At 65.7% G+C, this 21,558-nt stretch carries 17 protein-coding genes; 2 read left to right on the forward strand and 15 right to left on the reverse strand.

The annotated features are described in order from the left end of the window. Positions 1 to 39: 39 nt before the first annotated feature. The gene (ppx, locus tag U9J39_RS26010) at positions 40 to 1,572 is read right to left on the reverse strand and encodes an exopolyphosphatase (RefSeq protein ID WP_115680568.1); all 1,533 of its coding nucleotides are present in this window, start codon (positions 1,570 to 1,572) and stop codon (positions 40 to 42) included. A gap of 154 nt (positions 1,573 to 1,726) precedes the next feature. Between ppx and ppk1 the strand changes: the two genes are divergently transcribed. Further along, positions 1,727 to 3,853: a polyphosphate kinase 1 gene (ppk1, locus tag U9J39_RS26015; protein WP_115710051.1), complete on the forward strand. Its 2,127-nt coding sequence runs from the start codon at positions 1,727 to 1,729 to the stop codon at positions 3,851 to 3,853. 52 nt (positions 3,854 to 3,905) lie between these two features. Here the strand turns inward: ppk1 and phoR are convergent, their stop codons facing one another. The 11 genes from phoR to U9J39_RS26070 form a co-directional block, all read right to left on the reverse strand. After that, positions 3,906 to 5,288 (reverse strand): phosphate regulon sensor histidine kinase PhoR, encoded by a 1,383-nt coding sequence (gene phoR, locus U9J39_RS26020; RefSeq protein ID WP_115710053.1) that lies wholly within the window; start codon positions 5,286 to 5,288, stop codon positions 3,906 to 3,908. A 112-nt stretch (positions 5,289 to 5,400) separates the two neighbouring features. Continuing rightward, positions 5,401 to 6,108 carry a phosphate regulon transcriptional regulator PhoB gene (gene phoB, locus U9J39_RS26025; protein WP_012353221.1) on the reverse strand — a complete coding sequence of 236 codons (708 nt, stop codon included), beginning with the start codon at positions 6,106 to 6,108 and terminating at the stop codon, positions 5,401 to 5,403. Between the two features lie 28 nt (positions 6,109 to 6,136). After that, complete coding sequence (gene phoU, locus U9J39_RS26030) at positions 6,137 to 6,841, reverse strand: phosphate signaling complex protein PhoU (protein WP_018007821.1); 705 nt, start codon at positions 6,839 to 6,841, stop codon at positions 6,137 to 6,139. Positions 6,842 to 6,888: 47 nt separating this feature from the next. Further along, a complete protein-coding gene (gene pstB, locus U9J39_RS26035) occupies positions 6,889 to 7,677 on the reverse strand; it encodes a phosphate ABC transporter ATP-binding protein PstB (RefSeq protein ID WP_012353223.1) in 789 nt (262 codons plus the stop codon). A gap of 51 nt (positions 7,678 to 7,728) precedes the next feature. Further along, positions 7,729 to 8,610, reverse strand: coding sequence for a phosphate ABC transporter permease PstA (pstA, locus tag U9J39_RS26040; protein ID WP_373429508.1), 882 nt, complete (start codon positions 8,608 to 8,610; stop codon positions 7,729 to 7,731). A 17-nt stretch (positions 8,611 to 8,627) separates the two neighbouring features. Then, complete coding sequence (gene pstC / locus U9J39_RS26045) at positions 8,628 to 9,596, reverse strand: phosphate ABC transporter permease PstC (RefSeq protein ID WP_115710055.1); 969 nt, start codon at positions 9,594 to 9,596, stop codon at positions 8,628 to 8,630. A 117-nt stretch (positions 9,597 to 9,713) separates the two neighbouring features. Continuing rightward, positions 9,714 to 10,745, reverse strand: coding sequence for a phosphate ABC transporter substrate-binding protein PstS (pstS, locus tag U9J39_RS26050; RefSeq protein ID WP_116312756.1), 1,032 nt, complete (start codon positions 10,743 to 10,745; stop codon positions 9,714 to 9,716). A 231-nt stretch (positions 10,746 to 10,976) separates the two neighbouring features. Then, a complete protein-coding gene (gene glmM / locus U9J39_RS26055; RefSeq protein ID WP_012353227.1) occupies positions 10,977 to 12,320 on the reverse strand; it encodes a phosphoglucosamine mutase in 1,344 nt (447 codons plus the stop codon). 63 nt (positions 12,321 to 12,383) lie between these two features. Then, positions 12,384 to 13,175 carry a dihydropteroate synthase gene (gene folP, locus U9J39_RS26060; RefSeq protein ID WP_231942174.1) on the reverse strand — a complete coding sequence of 264 codons (792 nt, stop codon included), beginning with the start codon at positions 13,173 to 13,175 and terminating at the stop codon, positions 12,384 to 12,386. Between the two features lie 206 nt (positions 13,176 to 13,381). Further along, a complete protein-coding gene (ftsH, locus tag U9J39_RS26065) occupies positions 13,382 to 15,265 on the reverse strand; it encodes an ATP-dependent zinc metalloprotease FtsH (RefSeq protein WP_012353229.1) in 1,884 nt (627 codons plus the stop codon). Between the two features lie 157 nt (positions 15,266 to 15,422). Then, positions 15,423 to 16,088 (reverse strand): RlmE family RNA methyltransferase, encoded by a 666-nt coding sequence (locus tag U9J39_RS26070; RefSeq protein WP_115710059.1) that lies wholly within the window; start codon positions 16,086 to 16,088, stop codon positions 15,423 to 15,425. 261 nt (positions 16,089 to 16,349) lie between these two features. Between U9J39_RS26070 and U9J39_RS26075 the strand changes: the two genes are divergently transcribed. Further along, entirely contained in the window at positions 16,350 to 16,853 is a 504-nt protein-coding gene (locus U9J39_RS26075) for a YhbY family RNA-binding protein (protein WP_115710060.1), read from the forward strand. Between the two features lie 96 nt (positions 16,854 to 16,949). On the opposite strand, the gene U9J39_RS26080 is transcribed toward U9J39_RS26075, so the two are convergent. The 3 genes from U9J39_RS26080 to carB form a co-directional block, all read right to left on the reverse strand. Further along, positions 16,950 to 17,453 carry a DUF4149 domain-containing protein gene (locus tag U9J39_RS26080; protein WP_062800712.1) on the reverse strand — a complete coding sequence of 168 codons (504 nt, stop codon included), beginning with the start codon at positions 17,451 to 17,453 and terminating at the stop codon, positions 16,950 to 16,952. Positions 17,454 to 17,507: 54 nt separating this feature from the next. After that, positions 17,508 to 17,984 (reverse strand): transcription elongation factor GreA, encoded by a 477-nt coding sequence (gene greA, locus U9J39_RS26085; RefSeq protein ID WP_092309418.1) that lies wholly within the window; start codon positions 17,982 to 17,984, stop codon positions 17,508 to 17,510. Between the two features lie 247 nt (positions 17,985 to 18,231). Next, complete coding sequence (gene carB, locus U9J39_RS26090; protein ID WP_115710062.1) at positions 18,232 to 21,480, reverse strand: carbamoyl-phosphate synthase large subunit; 3,249 nt, start codon at positions 21,478 to 21,480, stop codon at positions 18,232 to 18,234. Positions 21,481 to 21,558: the final 78 nt, after the last annotated feature.

The raw sequence follows: 21,558 nt of genomic DNA on the forward strand, positions 1-21,558 counted from the left end.
CACGGCCGCCTTATCGGCGGCCGGTCGATCCCTTCCCTCTCAGTCGTAGACCACCTTGTAGCGCTTGCCGATGCGCTGCCATTCGTCGGCTTCCTGCGCCAGGCTGTATTCGATCAGCGGATTGGCGTCGATCCACGCCTTCGGCAGGCGCACGGTGAAGCCTTCGTCCAGCGCTTCGGCCAACTGCGTGACGCGGATGTCCGGCAGCGCCACGTCCGAGCGGCGCCGGCACAGCACGAAGGCCAGGCGCAGGCTGAACAGCATGCGCCAGTCGACGAACTTGCCGCTGCCCGAGAGCTTGCCCAGCTTGCCCGCATGGCCCAGCAGCAGCGTCGCCAGCCGCGCCTGGTCGGTCTTGGAAAAGCCCGGCATGTCGGCATGCGTGGCGATATAGGCGGAATGCTTGTGGTAGCCGCTGTGCGAGATCGACATGCCGATCTCGTGCAGGCTGGCGGCCCAGCCCAGCAGCGCGAGGTTGTCCTCGCGCCGTTCGTTGGCCGGGTCCGGGAACTGTGACAGCAGTGTCTGCGCGGTGCGCCGCACGCGGCTGGCCTGCGCGCGGTCGACACCATAGCGGCGCATGAACTGGTCCACCGTGACCGTGCGCATGTCTTCATGGTGGCTGCGTCCGAGCAGGTCGTACAGCACGCCCAGCCGCAGCGCGCCGTCGGTCACGTCCATGCGCTCGATATCGAGTTCGGCGAACACGCCCAGCATGATCGACAAGCCCCCCGGCAGCACCGGAATGCGGTCCGGCTTGAGACCGGTCAGCTTGACGCGGTTGGTGTTCTCGGCCTTGATCAGCGCACGCTTCAGGCGCTCCAGCCCTTCGCGCGTGATGCCGTGCTCGGCATTGCTGTCGTTCATGCCGTTGAGTTCGATCAGCTCGGCCAGCGCGCGCGCGGTGCCCGACGAGCCCACCGCCTGCTCCCAGCCGGCGGCACGGTACTGGCGCACCAGCACCTGGATCTCGCGGCGCGCCGCCAGCTCGGCCTGCTTCATCGCGTAGTCGTCGACATTGCCGCTGGGGAAGAACTGGCGGCTGTGCGACACGCAGCCGATATACAGGCTTTCCATCAGCTTGGACTGGTAGCCGTTGCCGATGATGAATTCGGTCGAGCCGCCGCCGATATCGACCACCAGGCGGTTGCCCTGGCAGGCCGGCGCGTCGTGCGACGCGCCCAGATAGATCAGCCGCGCTTCCTCGCGCCCGGCTATCACTTCGATCGGGAAGCCCAGCGCGCCTTCGGCCTCGATCAGGAAATCGGACGCATTCTTTGCTACCCGCAGCGTATTGGTGGCAACCGCGCGCACCTGTCCAGGCGCGAACTCGCGCAGGCGGTCGCCGAAGCGCCGCAGCGCATCGATACCGCGTCGCCGCGCGGGCTGGTCAAGGTATTTGTCGGGGGTCAGGCCGGCCGCCAGCCGCACCGGTTCGCGCAGCGCGTCCACCTGGAAGATCTGGCTGGCCGGGCCATTGGCCGTCGGGGTCTCGTCCACCCGCCCGATCATCAGGCGGAAGCTGTTCGAGCCCATGTCGACGGCGGCCAGCAGGCGTGGAGTGTTGTTCATCGTGTGCTTGGAGGGCAGGTTCGCATTGGCGTGGCGAAGCGCGGCAGGGACCCGCTGGCGCCGGAGCCTGCCGCGATTCGGGCCCGGAGAAAATATGTCGTGGTCATGTCCGCATCATGACAAAATCAAACTGTCATGAAAGTGACACGATTCTATGAAAAAGTCGCCACATTACCAAAAGAAGGTCATGACCATGTCGACGACTCCGTCCAGTACGCTGCTCAATCGCGAACTGGGCATCCTGGAATTCAATGCCCGCGTGCTGGCGCAAGCCGCGGACCCGAAAGTCCCGCTGCTGGAACGGCTCAAGTTCATCTGCATCGTGTCCAGCAACCTGGACGAGTTCTTTGAAATCCGCATGGCGGGCCTGAAGGAACAGATGCGCGACAATGCCTCGGGCCTGACGCCGGATGGTCTTTCGTTCCAGCAGACCTACCAGCTTGTCACCGAGCGCACGCAACGGCTGGTGGCCTCGCAGTATGACATGCTGCAGAACACCATTTTTCCACTACTTGAAAAAGAAGGGGTCTTTTTCCACCTGACCACCACTTGGACCGACGCCCAGCGTGAATGGGCGCGCGAGTTCTTCCAGCGCGAACTGGCGCCGGTGCTGACCCCGATCGCGCTGGACCCGGCCCACCCCTTCCCGCGCGTGCTCAACAAGAGCCTGAACTTCGTGGTGGAACTGTCCGGCAAGGACGCGTTCGGGCGCGACGCCGATCTCGCCATCGTGCAGGCGCCGCGTGCGCTGCCGCGCGTGGTGAAGATGCCGGAGAAGCTGTCGGGCTATCCGTACGGCTTCGTCATGCTGTCGTCATTCATGCAGGGCTTCGTGCACGAGCTGTTCCCGGCCATTACCGTGCATGGCTGCTACCAGTTCCGCGTCACGCGCAACTCGGACCTGTTCGTCTCGGAAGACGACATCACCGACCTGCGCGAAGCGCTGCAGGGCGAGCTGCCCGCGCGCCATTTCGGCGACACGGTGCGGCTAGAAATCTCGTCCGATACGCCGGCCCCGCTGGCGCGCCGGCTGCTGCTGGAATCGGGACTCGCCGAACAGGACCTGTACCGCGTATCGGGCCCGGTGAACCTGGTGCGGCTGATGCAGATCCCCGACATGGTCGACCGGCCGGCGCTCAAGTTCCCGCCTTACGTGCCGGCGCCGGTCAAGGCCTTTGCCGGCGGCGCGTCGATGTTCGACGTGATGCGCCAGCAGGACGTGCTGCTGCACCATCCCTACGAGAGCTTCAGCTCCGTGCTGGACTTGCTGCAGCTCGCCGCGGCCGACCCCAACGTGGTCGCGATCAAGCAGACGGTCTACCGCACCGGTAACGAATCGCTGGTGATGGAAGCGCTGATGACCGCCGCGCGCAACGGCAAGGAAGTGACGGTGGTGGTGGAACTGCTGGCGCGCTTCGACGAGGAAACCAATATCAACTGGGCCGAGCGGCTCGAGTCCGCCGGCGCGCACGTGATCTACGGCGTGGTCGGGCACAAGTGCCACGCCAAGATGCTGCTGATCGTGCGGCGCGAGCCCACCGGGCCGAAGGCCAAGCAGGTCAAGCTGCGCCGCTATGCCCACCTGGGCACCGGCAATTACCACCCGCGCACGGCCAGGCTCTATACCGACTTCGGGCTGCTGACCGCCGACGAGGCCATCTGCGAAGACGTGCACCATGTGTTCCAGCTGCTGACCGGCACGGCCGGCACGATCCGGCTGAACCACCTGTGGCAGTCGCCGTTCACCATGCAGAGCAACCTGGTCGACCATATCCGCGCCGAGGCCCGCAACGCGCGCGCGGGCAAGCCGGCGCGCATCATCGCCAAGATGAACGCCCTGCTGGAACCGTCGATCATCGACGAGCTGTACAAGGCCTCGCGCGCCGGCGTGAAGATCGACCTGATCGTGCGCGGGGTGTGCGCGCTGATGCCGGGCGTGCCCGGCATGTCCGAGAACATCACGGTGCGCTCGATCATCGGGCGTTTTCTCGAACACCATCGCGTCTATTACTTCCACGCGGCCGGCGAAGAGGTGCTCTACCTGTCCAGCGCCGACTGGATGGACCGCAACCTGTTCCGCCGCGTGGAAGTCGCGTTCCCGGTGCTGGACAAGGCGCTCAAGGCGCGCGTGATCAAGGAGAGCTTGCAGGTCCACCTGCGCGACAATGCCTCGGCGTGGCTCATGCAGTCGGACGGAAATTACGTGCGCAGCCAGACGCGTTCCAAGCATCCGCATGTCAGCCAGAACGATATGCTGGTGATGTTTGGCGGTACGCCCTGAACGCGCGCCGCGAGCACAAGAAGCCCCGCCGCGGCGGGGTTTCTCTTTGAGATCAGGCTGCGCGCCGGGAATTGTCCGGTGCCTGCGGCGTTACCGTCGGACCCACGCCCGGCACCGGGCTGTCCGCGCTTGCGGCAGCGGAGCGCAGGCTGCGCTCCAGCGGGAACACCACGCGGAACACGCTGCCCCGGCCCTCTTCGCTGGTGACGCGCAGTTCGGCATGGTGGCGCGACAGCACATGCTTGACGATGGCCAGCCCAAGGCCGGTGCCGCCGGTGTCGCGCGAGCGGCTGCGGTCGACGCGGTAGAAGCGCTCGGTCAGCCGGGGAATATGCTCGGCCGCGATGCCCAGGCCGGTATCGGCCACCGAGAACACCGCGTGGCCGTCTTCCCAGGCCAGCCGCATGGTAATGCGCCCGCCCTCCGGCGTGTAGCGCACCGCGTTCGACACCAGGTTGCCCAGCGCCGACATCAGCTCGGTCTCCGCGCCGCGCATGCCCACGGTGGGATCGATCTCGGCCGCGACGTGGTGCCGGCCCTGCGACAGCGCCTCGGCATCGTGCATCAGGTGCGCCACCATGGCGCGGATAGGCACCACCTCATGGCCCGGCGGCTGGGCGTCGCTTTCCAGCTTGGCCAGCGCCAGCAGGTCTTCGACGATGCTCTGCATGCGCACCGACTGCGCCAGCATCATGTCGATATAGCGGCGCCGGTCTTCCTCGGACACCGGCAGGTCGCGCACGGTTTCGAGGAAGCCGGTCATCACGGTCAACGGAGTCTTCAGTTCGTGCGAGACATTGGCGACGAAGTCGCGCCGCATCGCCTCGGTGTTTTCCAGCTTGGTGATGTCCTGCGTGATCACCAGCTTGCGGTTGTCGCCGTACGGCAGGATCTGGACCGCGATCACGCTGTGCTTGTGCTCGCCCATGTCGCGCATCACCAGCGGGTCGTCGAACTGCTGCCGCGTGAGGTAGTGGACAAACTCCGGCCGGCGAATCAGGTGGGTAATGCGCTGGCGCACGTCGCGCCGCGCGTTCAGGCCGAAATGCTGCTCGGCGACGTCGTTGCACCACTCGATCTGGTCGGCGTCATCGAGCATCAGCACGCCGTTGGGCGAGGCCTGGATGGCCTGGATAAAGCGGGTGTGCTGCTGCTCCACCTGCAGCACCTGGGTGCGCCAGCGCTTGACCAGCCGGTGCAGGCGGTAATACACCTCGCCCCACAGGCCGAGCGCGCTGGGGATCTCGCCGTAGACCGGCGCGTCCAGCACCTTCCACAGCCGGTTGATCTGGTACAGGTAGTAGAACAACAGGCCGAGCAGCGACACGCATGCCAGCGCCAGCGCCGGCACCGGGCCGGCGACCAGGTAGACGCCGGCGGACAGCACCAGCAGGCTGATCAGGATGGCCGCGGAACGGGCCCAGATGACATTCATGCGCAGGGTTCAGGCTCGCAGGCAGCCGCGAAAACGGCTGCCTGCAGGGTTGCGACGGAGTGTGCCACGATTTCGCCGCGCCCTGCCAGCGGCTTGAGACCCGTGCGGCGGCTCAGGCGCCAGGGGTGCGCGCCAGCCGGTAGCCGCTGCCACGCACGGTTTCGATCATGTTGCTGTAGCCGCCGGGCGTCAGGGCCGCACGCAGGCGCTTGATATGGACGTCGACGGTGCGTTCCTCGACAAAGACATGGTCGCCCCAGACCTGGTCGAGCAATTGCGAACGGCTGTGCACGCGCTCCGGGTGCGTCATCAGGAAGTGCAGCAGCCTGAACTCGGTCGGACCCAGGTCCAGCTTGATCGGGCCGCTCTCGTCCTGGCCGGTCACGCGGTGCGTGGCCGGGTCGAGCCGCAGGCCGTTGATCGCCACCACGTCGTCGGTCAGCTGCGGCGCGCGGCGGCGCAGCACGGCCTTGATCCGGGCCAGCAGCTCCTTGGGCGAGAACGGCTTGGTGACATAGTCGTCGGCACCGGCTTCCAGCCCCATCACCTTGTCCTGCTCCTCGCCGCGGGCGGTCAGCATGATGATGGGAATCTGGCGGGTGCGGTCATTGGCGCGCAACTCCTTGGCGAAGTTCGCCCCCGACTTGCCCGGGAGCATCCAGTCGAGCAGCACCAGGTCGGGCAGCACATCGCTCATCAACGACAGCGCCTGCTCGGCGTTATAGGCCCGGATCGGATAATGCCCCGCGTGCTGCAGGTTCACGGCGATCAGTTCGGCGATCGCCGGTTCGTCTTCGACAACGAGAATACTGCTTGGCATGTGTATGGTTCTCCGTGGGCGGCTGACCTCAGCTCAGCGCTTCGCGCTCCATGTCCTCGCGCGAGACATGGCGGACGTCCGTCCCCTTGACAATGTAAATGATAAATTCCGCGATGTTCTTCGCGTGATCGCCAATGCGCTCGACGGCCTTGGCGATGAACAGGAAATCCAGCGCGACCGAGATGGTGCGCGGGTCTTCCATCATGTACGTGATCAGCTTGCGCACGAAGCCGCGGAATTCTTCGTCGATGGCCTTGTCGTCCTTGACGATGCGCGCCGCCGCTACGGTGTCCAGCCGCGCAAAGGCGTCGAGCGCCTGGCGCAGCAGCGAGATCGCCATCTCGCCCGACAGCTTGACCTCGGCGTAGTTGATGCTGTGCGCCGACGCGTCTTCCATGATGTGCTTGGTGCGCTTGGCGATCTTCTCGGCCTCGTCGCCGGCGCGTTCCAGGTTGGTGATGGTCTTGGAGATGGCCATCACCAGGCGCAGGTCGCGCGCGGTCGGCTGGCGCCGGGCGATGATGTTGCCGCAATCGGCATCGATCTCGACTTCCAGCGCATTGAGCTGGATTTCCCGGGCGATCACCTGGTCGGCGATCTCGGCGTCGAAGTCGGTCAGCGCGCGCATGGCCAGCTCGATCTGCGACTCCACCAGGCCGCCCATCTGCAGCAGCTTGGTGTTGATGGCGTTGAGGTCTGCGTCGAACTGGGTCGACAGGTGCTTGTCAGTCATGGGATTCTCCTGGCCGCTTATGGATATGCTAGTCCCTGCCCTGCGCGTCAGCCGAAGCGGCCGGTAATGTAGTCTTCCGTTTCCTTGCGGTGCGGCTTGATGAAGATCTTCTCGGTCTCGCCGAACTCGATCAGTTCGCCCAGGTACATGTAGGCGGTGTAATCCGAGCAGCGCGCCGCCTGCTGCATGTTGTGCGTCACGATCACCACGGTGTACTCGTCCTTCAGTTCGGCGATCAGCTCTTCGATGCGGCCGGTGGAAATCGGGTCGAGCGCGGAGCACGGCTCGTCCAGCAGCAGCACTTCGGGGCGGATGGCGATGCCGCGCGCGATGCACAGGCGCTGCTGCTGGCCGCCGGACAAGCCGTAGCCCGACTGGTGCAGCTTGTCCTTGGCCTCGTTCCAAAGCGCCGCCTTGGTCAGCGCCCATTCCACGCGGTCGTCCATCTCCGAGCGCGACAGCTTCTCGAACAGGCGCACGCCGAAGGCAATGTTGTCATAGATCGACATCGGGAACGGCGTCGGCTTCTGGAACACCATGCCGACCTTGGCGCGCAGCAGCGCGATATCCTGCTTGGCGGTCAGCAGGTTGTCGCCGTCCATGTTGATCTCGCCCTCGGCGCGCTGCTCGGGATAGAGCGCGTACATCTTGTTGAAGGTACGCAGCAGCGTCGACTTGCCGCATCCCGACGGCCCGATGAAGGCCGTGACCTTGCGGTCCGGGATCGACATGTTGATGTTCTTCAGGGCATGGAACTGGCCGTAGTAGAAGTTCAGGTTGCGCACGTCGATCTTGGCGCGTACCGAATCGGGAATGTCGATGACGGTGGAGGTCATTGCGTTTTCTCGCTTGCAGTCTTGGGGCGGTCCGGATGACGGGCGCGCCGCTTATTTCTTGAACAGGATGCGCGCCAGGATATTCAGGGCCAGCACGCCGATCGTAATCAGGAACACGCCCGCCCAGGCCAGTTGCTGCCATTCGGTGAACGGGCTCATGGCGAAGCGGAAGATGGTCACCGGCAGGTTGGCCATCGGCTTGTTCAGGTCGGTGGTCCAGAACTGGTTGGACAGCGCGGTGAACAGCAGCGGCGCGGTTTCGCCGGCGATACGGGCCACGGCCAGCAATACGCCCGTCACAATGCCGGCGTACGATGACTTCACCGTGATCGACAGCACCATCTTCCACTTGGGCGTGCCCAGGGCGAAGGCGGCCTCGCGCAGCGCGTTGGGCACCAGGTTCAGCATGTTCTCGGTGGTGCGCACCACGATCGGCACCTGCAGCAGCGCCAGCGCGCAAATGCCGGCCCAGCCTGAGAAGTGGCCCATGCGGGTCACCACCAGCGCGTAGACGAACAGGCCGATCACGATCGACGGCGCCGACAGCAGGATGTCGTTGATAAAGCGGATAAAGCTGGCCAGCGGCGAGCTCTTGCCATACTCGGCCAGGTAGATGCCCGCCAGGATGCCCAGCGGCGTGCCGAACAGCGTGGCCATGCCGACCATCACGAAGCTGCCGAAGATGGCGTTGGCGAGGCCGCCGCCGGCGGTATTGGGAGCCGGCGTCATCTGCGTGAACAGGTCCAGCGACAGCCCGCCCACGCCCAGCGTGACGGTGGTCCACAGGATCCACGCCAGCCAGAACAGGCCGAAGGCCATCGCCACCAGCGACGCGGTCAGCGCGTACAGGTTGACGCGGCGGCGGCGGCCCTGCAGGCGGGCACGCACGGCATCGGCATCAGGACGGACGGCGGGCATCGATACGGAAGTCATGGCTTGGCTCGATTGGCTCATTTTGCGCCCTCATTCTTGGCGAGTCGCAGCAGCAACAGCTTGGACAGCGCCAGCACCACGAAGGTGATGAAGAACAGGATCAGGCCCAGCTCCATCAGCGCGGCGGTATGCAGGCCGGCGCCGGCTTCGGCGAACTCGTTGGCGAGCGCCGAGGTAATGCTGTTGCCCGGCGAGAACAACGACGCGCTGTCCAGCAGGTTGGTATTGCCAATCACGAAGGTGACGGCCATGGTCTCGCCCAGCGCGCGGCCCAGGCCCAGCATCACGCCGCCGATCACGCCGGCGCGGGTGTAGGGCAGCACCACGTTCCACATCACTTCCCAGGTGGTGCAGCCCACGCCGTAGGCGGATTCCTTGAGCAGCACCGGGGTGACCTCGAACACGTCGCGCATCACCGAGGCGATGTACGGGATGATCATGATCGCCAGGATCACGCCCGCGCACAGCAGGCCGATGCCCAGCGGCGCGCCCTGGAACAGCTTGCCGATCACCGGCAGCTGGCCCACCGTGGCGGCCAGGGGCTTCTGGAAATACTCGCCGAAGATCGGCGCGAACACGAGCAGGCCCCACATGCCGTAGACGATCGACGGCACCGCGGCGAGCAGTTCGATGGCGGTGCCGAGCGGGCGGCGCAGCCAGGCCGGCGACAGTTCGGTCAGGAACAGGGCGATGCCGAAGCTCACCGGCACCGCGATGATCAGCGCGATCAGCGAGGTCACGATGGTGCCGTAGATGGGCACCAGCGCACCATAGACATCGGCGGGAGGATCCCACTCCGCGGACCACAGGAAGCGCGCGCCGAAGGCCTCGATCGAGGGCCAGGCGCTGATCGCGAGCGAGACGATGATGCCGCCCAGCAGCAGCAGCGTCACGATCGCGGCGCCCCGCGTCAGGCCGCCGAACAGGATGTCGCCCATGCGGCTCGGGGGCCGGACGTTGCGGAACTCGGAGGGGGTAGTCGCCATGTCGGGAATTCAGGGTGGATCGCCGCTCGCGCCTGGGCGCGAGCACGGTGGCCGGGCCGGTTTCGGGCTGCCCGGCTACCGCCGCCGCGCTGGCGCGCGGCCGGCGATGCCGTCAGATCAGTACAGCGCCTTGCCCGAAGCGTCCTTGACGCTGGTCTTCCAGGTCGAACGGATCTGGTTGACCACGTTCTCCGGCAGCGGCACGTAGTCGAGATCGGCGGCCATGCCGGCGCCGCTCTTGTAGGCCCAGTCGAAGAACTTCAGCACTTCGGTGCCCTGCGCCGGCTTTTCCTGGTTCTTGTGCACCAGGATGAAGGTGGCGCCGGCGATCGGCCAGGCGTCCTTGCCGGGCTGGTTGGTCAGGATCTGGTAGTAGCTCTTGCTCCAGTCCGCGCCGGCGGCGGCGGCCTTGAAGGCGTCGTCACCCGGCTTGACCACGGCACCCGACGCGTTCTTCATGTTCACGTGGGTCATCTTGTTCTGCTTGGCATAGGCGTACTCGACATAGCCGATCGCACCGTTCAGGCGCTGCACGAAGGCGGCCACGCCCTCGTTGCCCTTGCCGCCGGTGCCGCCGCCCGGCCAGTTGACCGTGGTGCCCTCACCGACCGTGCCCTTCCAGTCAGCGCTGACCTTGGACAGGTAGTTGGTAAAGATGAAGGTGGTGCCCGAACCGTCGGCACGGCGCACCGGCAGGATGTCCTGGCTCGGCAGCTTGGCTTGCGGGTTCAGCGCCTTGATGGCGGGATCGTCCCACTTCTTGATCTTGCCCAGGTAGATGTTGGCCAGCAGCTCGCCGGTGATGGTCAGCTCGCCCGGCTTCACGCCTTGCAGATTGATCACCGGCACCACGCCGCCGATCACGGTCGGGAACTGGACCAGGCCCTGCTTGTTCAGGTCCTCGTCCTTCAGCGGCGCGTCCGAAGCGCCGAAATCGACCGTCTTGGCGCCGATCTGCTTGATGCCGCCCGACGAGCCGATGGATTGATAGTTGACCTTGTTGCCCGTTGCTTTGTTATATGCGTCGGCCCACTTGGAATACACGGGCGCCGGGAAGGAAGCGCCTGCACCGGTAATTTCCGCCGCGAACGCAGTACCCGCTACCACCATCGAAACGATGCCTGCCACGGCAGTCTTGACCAGCTTCATATGTCCTCCAGAGAACATTGGTTGGGAATGACAAATTTTTGACAAGACGAACTTTATGCTGCCTGTATGACAATTCCGTGACATCTTTAAATCTTCTTGAAACTGGCCTGCAGCAAGGTAATGACGGGATTGCCCCGCTCTGCCGTGTGGGCAAGATGACGGCGGTTAATTGCGTAAGCGGGCAAAAAAAACGCCGGGCGAGCCCGGCGTTCTCTTCTTTGATGGGTGCTGTCAGGCACCCAGCGCGTCCGCCAGCTTCCTGGCTGCGCGCTCGGCCATCTCTGCCTGCTCCGCCTCCACCATCACGCGCACCACGGGCTCGGTGCCCGAGGCCCGGATCAGCACGCGGCCGCGCCCTTCGAGTTCCGGCTCCACCGCGGCACGGGCCGCCTGCAGGCCGGCATGGGTCTGCCAGTCGAAACCTTTCTGCACGCGCACGTTGATCAGCGTCTGCGGGAACAGCTTCACGCCGTCAAGCAGTTGCGCCAGAGTCTTGCCGCTGCGGCGCAGTGCGCCCAGCACCTGCAGCGCCGACACGATGCCGTCGCCGGTGCTGTGGCGATCCAGGCACAGCAGGTGGCCCGAACCCTCGCCGCCCAGCGTCCACTTGCGCTTGTTCAGCTCCTCCAGCACATAGCGGTCGCCCACCTTGGCGCGCACGAAGTCTACGCCCTCGCGCTTGAGCGCCAGTTCCACCGCCATATTGGTCATCAGCGTGCCGACCGCGCCGGGCACCGCCTGGCCCGCGGCCTGGCGGTCACGCACGATCAGATACAGCAGTTCGTCGCCGTTGTAGAGCCGGCCATCGGCGTCCACCACCTGCAGCCGGTCCGCGTCGCCATCGAAGGCCAGGCCCAGGTCCGCGCCGTTGGCCTTGACCGCCTCGATCAGTTTCTCCGGCGCGGTGGCGCCGTAGCCGGCGTTGATATTGCGCCCGTTGGGCTGGTTGCCGATGGCGACCACGTCGGCGCCGAGCTCATGGAACACCGGCGGCGCGATGTGGTACGCCGCGCCGTGGGCGCAGTCGACCACCAGCTTCAGGCCATGCAGGTCCTGTTCATACGGGAAGGTGCTCTTGCAGAATTCGATATAGCGGCCGGCGGCATCGTCGATGCGGCGGGCGCGCCCGAGGTCGTCGGACGGGGCGCACACCATGGGCTCGTCGAGGGCCGCCTCGATCGCCGCCTCGACCGCGTCGGGCAGCTTGTCGCCGCTGGCCGAGAAAAACTTGATGCCGTTGTCGTAGTAGGGGTTGTGGCTGGCCGAGATCACCACGCCGGCGGACAGCCGCAGCGCCCGCGTCAGGTAGGCGATGCCGGGGGTCGGCAGCGGGCCGGTCAGCAGCACGTGCACGCCCGCCGAGGTAAAGCCGGCCTCCAGCGCGGCTTCCAGCATGTAGCCCGAAATGCGCGTGTCCTTGCCGATCAGCACGGTCGGCTTGCCCTGCCCGGTCCTGGCGCCGTGCGCCAGCACCTTGCCCGCGGCATGGCCCAGCCGCATCACGAAGTCCGGCGTGATCGGCGCATCGCCGACCTTGCCCCGCACGCCGTCGGTCCCGAAATACTTGCGTGTCATTCTTGGTTTCCCTTTCTCTTCTATGTTCTGTCCTGGTGGCGCCAACCGGTGTCTGCGCCTGGCTCAGCCCGCGCTGACGGATTCGTTGCGCACGGCCCACCAGGTCTTCACGGCGTCGACGGTCTGCTGCACATCATGCACGCGTACGATCCACGCACCGCGCTCCACCGCACAGACCGCCGCGGCGATGCTGGCGGCGACGCGCTGCTGCGGCGGCCGGCCGCCCAGGATGGCGCCCAGCGTGGACTTGCGCGAGATGCCCGCCAGCACCGGCAGGCCGTCGAGCGCCAGCTGCGGCAACTGCGCGAGCAGGCGCAAATTATGATCCGGTGTCTTGCCGAAGCCAAATCCCGGATCGAGGCAGATCCGGGCGTCGTCAATCCCGGCGGCGCGCAGCACGGCGACGCGCTCGGCGAGGAACTGCGCCACTTCGGCGACCACATCGTCGTAGTGCGGGTCTTCCTGCATGGTCTGCGGATCGCGCTGCATATGCATCACGCACAGGCCCGCCTGTCCCGCCGCCACCGCCTCGACCGCGCCCGGCATGCGCAAGCCCCAGATATCGTTGATGAGATCGGCTCCGGCCGCAAGCGCGGCGCGCATGACCTCGGGCTTGTAGGTGTCGATCGAGAGCGGCTTGCCGCAATCGCGCAGCGCTTCCACCACGGGGATCACGCGCGCCAGCTCGTCTGCCAGCGGCAGCGCGGCTGACCCGGGCCGGCTCGATTCCCCGCCGATGTCGATGATGTCGACGCCCTCGGCAATCATCTGCTCGGCATGGCGCAGCGCCGCATCACGGCTGGCATGCTGGCCGCCGTCGGAAAAGGAGTCGGGCGTGACGTTGAGGATGCCCATCACCAGCGGACGCTGGTCCAGGGCAAAGCGGAAACGGCCGCACTGGAAGTGCCGGGTCTGAGTCGTCTGCTGCAAGGTAGGAAGGCTTTGGCGATGCGCGCGGCCGGGGCCGCACAAAAAGGAAAAGCCGGTGCGCCAGGCACCGGCTTCAGGGACAGGCACTACACAGCCATCGCTACAGCGTCGTCAGTGGGACGAGCGCCGGGTCAGGCCGTGGCGGGCGCGTTGGTCGGCGCCACCGGCGAGCCGCCCGAGGGCGTGCTGCCGCCACCGTTCGGGCCCGACGCGCTGCGCGGCGGACGCGGCGGCTTGCCGGCCATGATGTCGTTGACCTGGTCGGCGTCGATGGTTTCCCATTCCATCAGTGCGTTGGTCATGGCTTCGACCTTGTCGCGGTTCTCTTCGAGCAGGCGCTTGGCCAGCGCGTATTGCTCGTCGATGATGCGACGGATCTCGGCGTCGACCTTCTGCTGCGTGGCTTCCGACACGGTCTTCGACGACAACTTGCCGAACATGCCGTCCTGCTCGGTATCGACGTAGACCATCGCACCCAGCGAATCGCTCATGCCGAAGCGGGTCACCATGTCGCGCGCGATCTTGGTGGCGCGCTCGAAGTCGTTGGAAGCGCCGGTGCTCATGGCGTTGAGGAAGACCTCTTCCGCCGCGCGGCCGCCGAACAGGATGGCGACCTCTTCCAGCATGCTGTCCTTGTACTTCGAATACTTGTCATGCTCGGGCAGCTGCCAGGTCACGCCCAGCGCCCAGCCACGCGGCATGATGGTGACCTTGTGCACCGGGTCGGCCTTGGGCAGCAGCTTGGCAACCACCGCGTGGCCCGACTCATGGTAAGCCGTGGCGCGGCGCTCTTCCTCGCGCATCACCGTCGACTTGCGCTCCGGACCCATGTAGATCTTGTCCTTGGCGTCCTCGAAGTCCTGCATGTCGACCACGCGCTTGTTGCGGCGGGCGGCAAACAGCGCGGCCTCGTTGACCAGGTTGGCCAGGTCGGCGCCCGAGAAGCCCGGGGTACCGCGCGCGATCACCGAAGCGTCGACGTCGTTGCCGATCGGCACCTTGCGCATATGGACCTTCAGGATCTGCTCGCGGCCGCGGATGTCCGGCAGGCCCACGTAGACCTGGCGGTCGAAACGGCCCGGACGCAGCAGCGCCTTGTCCAGCACGTCGGCACGGTTGGTCGCGGCGATCACGATCACGCCCGAGTTGGCCTCGAAGCCGTCCATCTCGACCAGCATCTGGTTCAGGGTCTGCTCGCGCTCGTCGTTGCCTCCGCCCATGCCGGCGCCACGATGGCGGCCGACGGCGTCGATTTCATCGATGAACACGATGCAGGGCGCCTGCTTCTTGGCGTTCTCGAACATGTCGCGCACACGCGCCGCGCCCACGCCAACGAACATTTCAACGAAGTCGGAGCCCGAGATGCTGAAGAACGGCACCTTGGCCTCGCCGGCGATGGCACGCGCCAGCAGCGTCTTGCCGGTACCCGGAGGGCCGACCAGCAGCACGCCGCGCGGGATACGGCCGCCCAGCTTCTGGAATTTCTGCGGATCCTTGAGGAAGTCGACCAGCTCGACGACTTCTTCCTTGGACTCGTCGCAGCCGGCCACGTCCTGGAACGTGACGGCGTTCTGGTTCTCGTCGATCAGCCGCGCACGCGACTTGCCGAATGAGAATGCGCCGCCTTTCCCGCCACCCTGCATCTGACGCATCATGTAGAACCAGAACACGATGATCAGCAGGGTCGGCCCGAGGTAATACAGGGCCTGGACCAGCACGTTGGGTTCGTCGTCCGCCTTGCCGGTGACCTGCACGCCGTACTTCATCAGGTCGCCGACCATCCAGATGTCGCCCGGCGAGATGATGGTGTACTTGGCGCCTTCCTTGGGCGAGACCACCAGGTTGCGGCCCTGCACGTCGACACGCGACACCTTGCCGTTCTTGGCGTCATCCATGAACTGCGAATAGGTGACGCTGTCCTGCGCACGGGGCTTGTCGAACTGCTTGAAGACGGTAAACAACACCAGCGCGATCACGAGCCAGATTGCCGCCTTTTGAAACAGGTTGTTATTCAAGGCCGAACTCCTTTGCAATTGCCTTGCCAACGGATAGCTGCATTGTAATGCAGCCCCCGCCCTCGAGGGGAAACAGAGAAACTATGATGCCGATAGCACCGGGTGAGGGTATTTCCCTCTACATTTCTTATTCCGCCCTGGCTCGTATCGAGATCGGTCAATCCACTGTCTTCAGGTAGCGCCCAAGGATAAAGGTTTCGGAAGACTTGTCGCGCGACGCCTTGGGCTTGCGCTTCGCGACCACTTTGAACTGCCGTTTGAACTTTTCCACGATCTGGCTGTAGCCGCTCCCGTGGAAACACTTTACCAGCAATGCTCCCTCCGGCTTCAGGTGGGCCTGCGCGAATTCAAGCGCCAGGTCGCACAGGTACTCGATCCGGGCGGCGTCGGCGGAGGCCACACCGGACAAGTTGGGGGCCATGTCGGACAAAACAAGATCGATCTTGTTGCCGCCGGAGGCGCCGAGAACCACACTTTCGAGCTCACGGAACACCGACTCCTCGCGGAAATCGCCCTGGATAAACGTGACGTCGGCGACCGGTTCCATTGGCAGCAGGTCGATCGCGACGACCGCGCCGTCGATCCGGCCGTCCCTGGCGCGCGGCGAGTCGGCCAGTTTGTTGCGGGCGTACTGACTCCAGCTGCCCGGCGCCGCGCCCAGGTCGACAATGACCTGGCCGGGGCGGATCAGCTTGTCCTGCTCGTCGATCTCCTTGAGCTTGTACGCCGCGCGGGCGCGGTAGCCCTCGCGCTGCGCCATTTTGACGTACGGATCGTTGATGTGGTCGTGCAGCCACGAATGGTTGAACTTGTTCTTTGCCATGCCAGATACCAGCCTGTTCCCTGCCCGCGCGCGCCGGTCGGGCCGGCGGCGCAGGTTTTCCTACTGTTTTGATGATTTTGCTGCCCGACAGTGCCGGATTGACGGATAATACGCGCCAATCCGAATCCCGGCTTTGCCGCCAGCCGGCGGCCGCCGGCAGCCTGTTCCAGCCGCCGTGTCACGACCGGCGCAGCTGCAGCGCCCGATTACCAGCGCCAAGCGCTCTATCACTATTTCAAGCGCCTTATCCAGCGCCAACCTATGCCTGCTCTACAACTAGTCCCTGCCCAGCGCTCTGACCTGCGCTCCCGTGCCCATGCCCTGAACCCGGTGGTGATGGTCGGCGCCGAAGGCCTGACCCGCGCCGTGCTGGCCGAGATCGACCGCAGCCTGGCTGCCCACGACCTGATCAAGATCCGCGTGTTCGGCGACGACCGCGAAGCGCGCATCGCCATCTACGAAGAAATCTGCGACCAGCTCAGCGCCGCGCCGATCCAGCATATCGGCAAGCTGCTGGTGGTGTGGCGTCCGGGCGAAGCCCGCCTGAAGGAAAACCAGGCCGAAGAGCTCGGCCGGCACACGCCCGCCCGCCGCGGCGGCGCCGCCCCGCGCACGGTAACGGTGAAGAAGCCCAGCGCCGCGCCCAACCGCCGCCCGACCCGCAAGGAAGTCACGGTGCTTGGCAACGAGCGCGTCACCGCCGGCGGCAATGTGAAGCGCTCGCGCGCCCGCCCGACCAGCCAGAAGAAGAAGGCGCTGGGCTGAAGCCCCGGCAGCCGGAAACAAGCGGGCGCCGCCAGGCGCCCCGATGCCGGCACGCCGCGCCTGCGTCCGTGCCGGTGGTCGGCTTCACCCCCGGCCTCACTCCCCGGCCGAACGCGGCGCCGAAGCGCGCCACACCAGTGCCAGCGCCAGCAGGCTTTGCAGCAGGTAGAAGGCGCTGGAGACGCCGTGCAGCATGCCGAATTGCGCCTTGTACGGCGATTCCGACACCCCCACGCCCAGCGCCAGCGCCTTTTCCTTCAGGCTGCCCATGAACGGCTGGGTACCGAAGTAGCCGACCAGCACGCAGCACAGCATGCCCAGCACCAGCCAGCGCAGGCCGCGGTAGCGCTGGGCGCCGCGCCGGATCATCACGTTGCACAGCACCAGCTGCAGCACACCGATGGTCACGCCGACGATGGCTTCGGTATGGAACAGGTGCCCGGCGATCATGCCCGCCATCTCGCGGCTGGGCAGCACCGAAAACAGCGTCGGCGCCACCATGTAGCCGACGGTCCACAGGCTGCCGGCCCACACCACCGTCAGCAACAGGAAGATGCGGTGCGGCAGCGGCGGCAGGTTGTTATAGGAAGTGGAGAACACAAGCCGGCCTTTCCGGTGGCCAGCGCAGGCGCAAGCCCGCCGGCCGGGCCGGCATCAGATGTAGCGAACGGTAATGACTTCGTACTCGCGCTCGCCGCCCGGGGCCAGCACGGTGGCGACGTCGCCTTCGAACTTGCCGATCAGCGCGCGTGCAATCGGCGAGCTGACCGAGATCTTGCCGGCATCGAGGTCAGCCTCGTCATCGCCGACGATCTGGTAGCTGACCGGACTGCCGGACTCCAGGTCTTCCAGGTCGACGGTCGCGCCAAAGACGATGCGGCCATCGGTATCGAGCTGGGTCGGGTCAATGATCTGCGCGGCCGACAGCTTGGCCTCCACTTCCAGGATGCGGCCCTCGATAAAGGCCTGCTTTTCCTTGGCGGCATCGTACTCGGCGTTTTCAGACAAGTCGCCCTGTGCGCGCGCTTCGGAGATGGCATTGATCACCGCCGGACGCTCGACAGCCTTCAGGCGCTGCAGCTCCTCCTTCAGGAGCTCTGCGCCACGCTTGGTAATCGGAATGGTGCTCATGTCTTCGTTCAACAAAAAAATGAGCCGCAGCGGAGCTGGAGCCAACCCCGGCAAACCTCGCCAGGGCACGTCCGCTCAACCGCGGCTTTCAGACAGGATCGAACGCGGGCACGCCGGTTCGATCGACGAATTTGACGTAGTTTAGGCCAGGAAGCCCGCCGGCAGCAACTCCGGCGGGCTTCCTTGGGCGGGGCCGCCGCGACGCGGACGCCCTTTTGCGATGTGTTGCTTCCTTACCTTGACGGCATCAGGCCAGCGAGGCATGCAGTCCCTGCAGGTCGTAGACCTCCAGGCTCTGCATGTGCTTCAGGCCTTCCACCGCGGCGCGCGCGCCGGCGATGGTGGTGTAGTAAGGAATGCGGTGCGCCAGTGCCGAGATACGGATCGAGCGCGAATCGGCGATCGCGCCGCGGGTTTCGTCCACGGTGGTGAACACCAGCGCCAGTTCGCCGTTCTTGATCATGTCGACGATATGCGGACGGCCGTCCTTGACCTTGTTGACCACCTTGACCGGGATGCCGGCGGCCTCGATCGCCGAGGCGGTGCCGCGCGTGGCGACGATCGGGTAGCCCATGTCGTGCAGCATGCGGGCCACGGCCACGGCGCGCGGCTTGTCGCTGTCCTTCACCGTGATCAGCACGGCGCCCTTCTCCGGCAGGCGCGAACCCGCGGCCAGCTGGCTCTTGAACAGGGCCTCGCCGAAGCTCTTGCCCACGCCCATGACTTCGCCGGTCGAACGCATTTCAGGTCCGAGGACCGGATCGACGCCCGGGAACTTGTTGAACGGGAACACCGCTTCCTTGACGCTGTAGTACGGCGGGATGACCTCGTCGGCGATGCCCTGCTCGTCCAGCGACTGGCCGGCCATGCAGCGCGCGGCGATCTTGGCCAGCTGCATGCCGGTGGCCTTGGACACGTACGGCACGGTACGCGAGGCGCGCGGGTTCACTTCCAGCACGTAGACGGTGTCGACACCGTTGTTCTGCTGAATCGCGAACTGCACGTTCATCAGGCCGACCACGTTCAGAGCCTTGGCCATGGCCGCGGTCTGGCGCTTCAGTTCGGCCACGGTCTCGGCCGACAGCGAGTACGGCGGCAGCGAGCAGGCGGAGTCGCCCGAGTGCACGCCGGCCTGCTCGATGTGTTCCATCACGCCGCCGATAAAGACGCGCTTGCCGTCGCACAGGGCGTCGACATCGCACTCGATGGCGTCGTTCAGGAAGCGGTCGAGCAGCACCGGGGAATCGTTCGAGACCTTGACCGCCTCGCGCATGTAGCGCTCGAGGTCGCGCGGCTCATGCACGATTTCCATGGCGCGGCCGCCCAGCACGTACGACGGACGCACCACCAGCGGGTAGCCGATTTCCTCGGCCAGGCGCAGCGCTTCGTCCTCGGCGCGCGCGGTGCGGTTGGGCGGCTGGCGCAGGCCCAGGTCCTGCAGCAGCTTCTGGAAGCGCTCGCGATCTTCGGCCGCGTCGATCATGTCGGGGCTGGTGCCGATGATGGGCACACCGTTGGCCTCCAGGTCCAGCGCCAGCTTCAGCGGGGTCTGGCCGCCGTACTGCACGATCACGCCGACCGGCTTCTCGATCGCGACGATCTCCAGCACATCTTCCAGCGTCACCGGCTCGAAGTACAGGCGGTCCGAGGTGTCATAGTCGGTCGACACGGTTTCCGGGTTGCAGTTGACCATGATGGTCTCGTACCCGTCTTCGCGCAGCGCCAGCGCGGCGTGCACGCAGCAGTAGTCGAACTCGATGCCCTGGCCGATCCGGTTCGGGCCGCCGCCCAGCACCATGATCTTCTTCTTGTCGGTCGGCGCCGCCTCGCACTCGCCGTGCTCGGCCTCGTAGGTCGAGTACATGTAGGCGGTGTTGGTGGCGAATTCGGCCGCGCAGGTATCGACGCGCTTGTAGACCGGACGCACGTTCTGGGCGATGCGGGCCGCGCGCACGGCCTTGGCGTCGGTCTTCAGCAGCCGCGCCAGGCGGCGGTCGGAGAAGCCCTTTTGCTTCAGGAAGCGCAGTTCGGCGGTCGACAGGCTGTCGAGCGTGCGCGACTTGACCAGGCCTTCGGTGCGGACGATATCTTCGATCTGGGCCAGGAACCACGGATCGATGGCGGTCTCGTGATAGACCTCTTCCAGCGACATGCCCAGGCGGAACGCGTCACCGACGTACCAGATGCGGTCCGGGCCCGGCTCGCCGATCTCCTCGACGATCTCGTCGCGATCGGTGGACTTCTCGTCCAGGCCGTCGACACCCACTTCCAGCCCGCGCAGGGCCTTCTGGAACGACTCCTGGAAGGTGCGGCCCATCGCCATCACTTCGCCCACCGACTTCATCTGGGTGGTCAGGTGGCTGTCGGCCTGCGGGAATTTCTCGAAGGCGAAACGCGGCACCTTGGTGACCACGTAGTCGATCGAGGGCTCGAACGAGGCCGGGGTGGCGCCGCCGGTGATCTCGTTCTTCAGTTCGTCGAGGGTGTAGCCAACCGCCAGCTTGGCCGCGACCTTGGCGATCGGGAAGCCGGTGGCCTTGGAGGCCAGCGCCGACGAACGCGACACGCGCGGGTTCATCTCGATGACGATCATGCGACCGTCCTTCGGGTTGATCGAGAACTGCACGTTCGAGCCGCCGGTGTCAACGCCGATCTCGCGCAGCACCGCCAGCGAGGCGTTGCGCAGGATCTGGTATTCCTTGTCGGTCAGGGTCTGCGCCGGGGCCACCGTGATCGAGTCGCCGGTGTGGATGCCCATCGGGTCCAGGTTTTCGATCGAGCAGATGATGATGCAGTTGTCCTGCTTGTCGCGGACCACTTCCATCTCATACTCTTTCCAGCCCAGCAGCGATTCCTCGATCAGCAGCTCGCGCGTCGGCGACAGGTCCAGGCCGCGCTTGCAGATCTCTTCGAACTCTTCGCGGTTGTAGGCGATGCCGCCGCCGGTGCCGCCCAGCGTGAACGACGGGCGGATCACGATCGGGTAGCCGCTGGTGCCGGTCTCCTGGGCGATGTGGGCCTGCACGGCCACGGCCTCGTCCATCGAGTGGGCGATGCCGGACTTGGCCGAGCCCAGGCCGATCTTGGTCATCGCGTCCTTGAACTTCTGGCGGTCCTCGGCCTTGTCGATGGCTTCGGGCGACGCGCCGATCAGTTCCACCTTGTACTTGTCCAGCACGCCATGGCGATGCAGGTCCAGCGCGCAGTTCAGCGCAGTCTGGCCGCCCATGGTCGGCAGGATGGCATCCGGGCGCTCCTTCTCGATGATGCGCTCGACCACTTCCCAGGTGATCGGCTCGATGTAGGTGACATCGGCCGTGGCCGGGTCGGTCATGATGGTCGCCGGGTTGGAGTTGACCAGGATGACCTTGAAGCCTTCCTCGCGCAGGGCCTTGCAGGCCTGGGCGCCGGAATAGTCGAACTCGCACGCCTGGCCGATGATGATGGGGCCCGCGCCGATGATCAGGATGCTCTTGATGTCTGTGCGTTTTGGCATTGCACGCTCTCTTTATGGGCCGGCCCGCCTTGCCTGCGGACCGCGCCGGTAATCAGGGAATCCGTCCGGATTCGAAAT

This window comes from Cupriavidus sp. SS-3, assembly GCF_035818815.1.
In the GTDB taxonomy this organism is placed as follows: Bacteria; Pseudomonadota; Gammaproteobacteria; order Burkholderiales; family Burkholderiaceae; genus Cupriavidus; species Cupriavidus taiwanensis_C.

What these genes read in the sequence shown, in the direction of transcription:
- ppx (WP_115680568.1), bottom strand. Translation starts at nt 1,572, where the DNA reads ATGAACAACACTCCACGCCTGCTGGCCGCCGTCGACATGGGCTCGAAC.
- ppk1 (WP_115710051.1), top strand. Translation starts at nt 1,727, where the DNA reads ATGAAAAAGTCGCCACATTACCAAAAGAAGGTCATGACCATGTCGACG.
- phoR (WP_115710053.1), bottom strand. Translation starts at nt 5,288, where the DNA reads ATGAATGTCATCTGGGCCCGTTCCGCGGCCATCCTGATCAGCCTGCTG.
- phoB (WP_012353221.1), bottom strand. Translation starts at nt 6,108, where the DNA reads ATGCCAAGCAGTATTCTCGTTGTCGAAGACGAACCGGCGATCGCCGAA.
- phoU (WP_018007821.1), bottom strand. Translation starts at nt 6,841, where the DNA reads ATGACTGACAAGCACCTGTCGACCCAGTTCGACGCAGACCTCAACGCC.
- pstB (WP_012353223.1), bottom strand. Translation starts at nt 7,677, where the DNA reads ATGACCTCCACCGTCATCGACATTCCCGATTCGGTACGCGCCAAGATC.
- pstA (WP_373429508.1), bottom strand. Translation starts at nt 8,610, where the DNA reads ATGACTTCCGTATCGATGCCCGCCGTCCGTCCTGATGCCGATGCCGTG.
- pstC (WP_115710055.1), bottom strand. Translation starts at nt 9,596, where the DNA reads ATGGCGACTACCCCCTCCGAGTTCCGCAACGTCCGGCCCCCGAGCCGC.
- pstS (WP_116312756.1), bottom strand. Translation starts at nt 10,745, where the DNA reads ATGAAGCTGGTCAAGACTGCCGTGGCAGGCATCGTTTCGATGGTGGTA.
- glmM (WP_012353227.1), bottom strand. Translation starts at nt 12,320, where the DNA reads ATGACACGCAAGTATTTCGGGACCGACGGCGTGCGGGGCAAGGTCGGC.
- folP (WP_231942174.1), bottom strand. Translation starts at nt 13,175, where the DNA reads ATGGGCATCCTCAACGTCACGCCCGACTCCTTTTCCGACGGCGGCCAG.
- U9J39_RS26070 (WP_115710059.1), bottom strand. Translation starts at nt 16,088, where the DNA reads ATGGCAAAGAACAAGTTCAACCATTCGTGGCTGCACGACCACATCAAC.
- U9J39_RS26075 (WP_115710060.1), top strand. Translation starts at nt 16,350, where the DNA reads ATGCCTGCTCTACAACTAGTCCCTGCCCAGCGCTCTGACCTGCGCTCC.
- greA (WP_092309418.1), bottom strand. Translation starts at nt 17,984, where the DNA reads ATGAGCACCATTCCGATTACCAAGCGTGGCGCAGAGCTCCTGAAGGAG.
- carB (WP_115710062.1), bottom strand. Translation starts at nt 21,480, where the DNA reads ATGCCAAAACGCACAGACATCAAGAGCATCCTGATCATCGGCGCGGGC.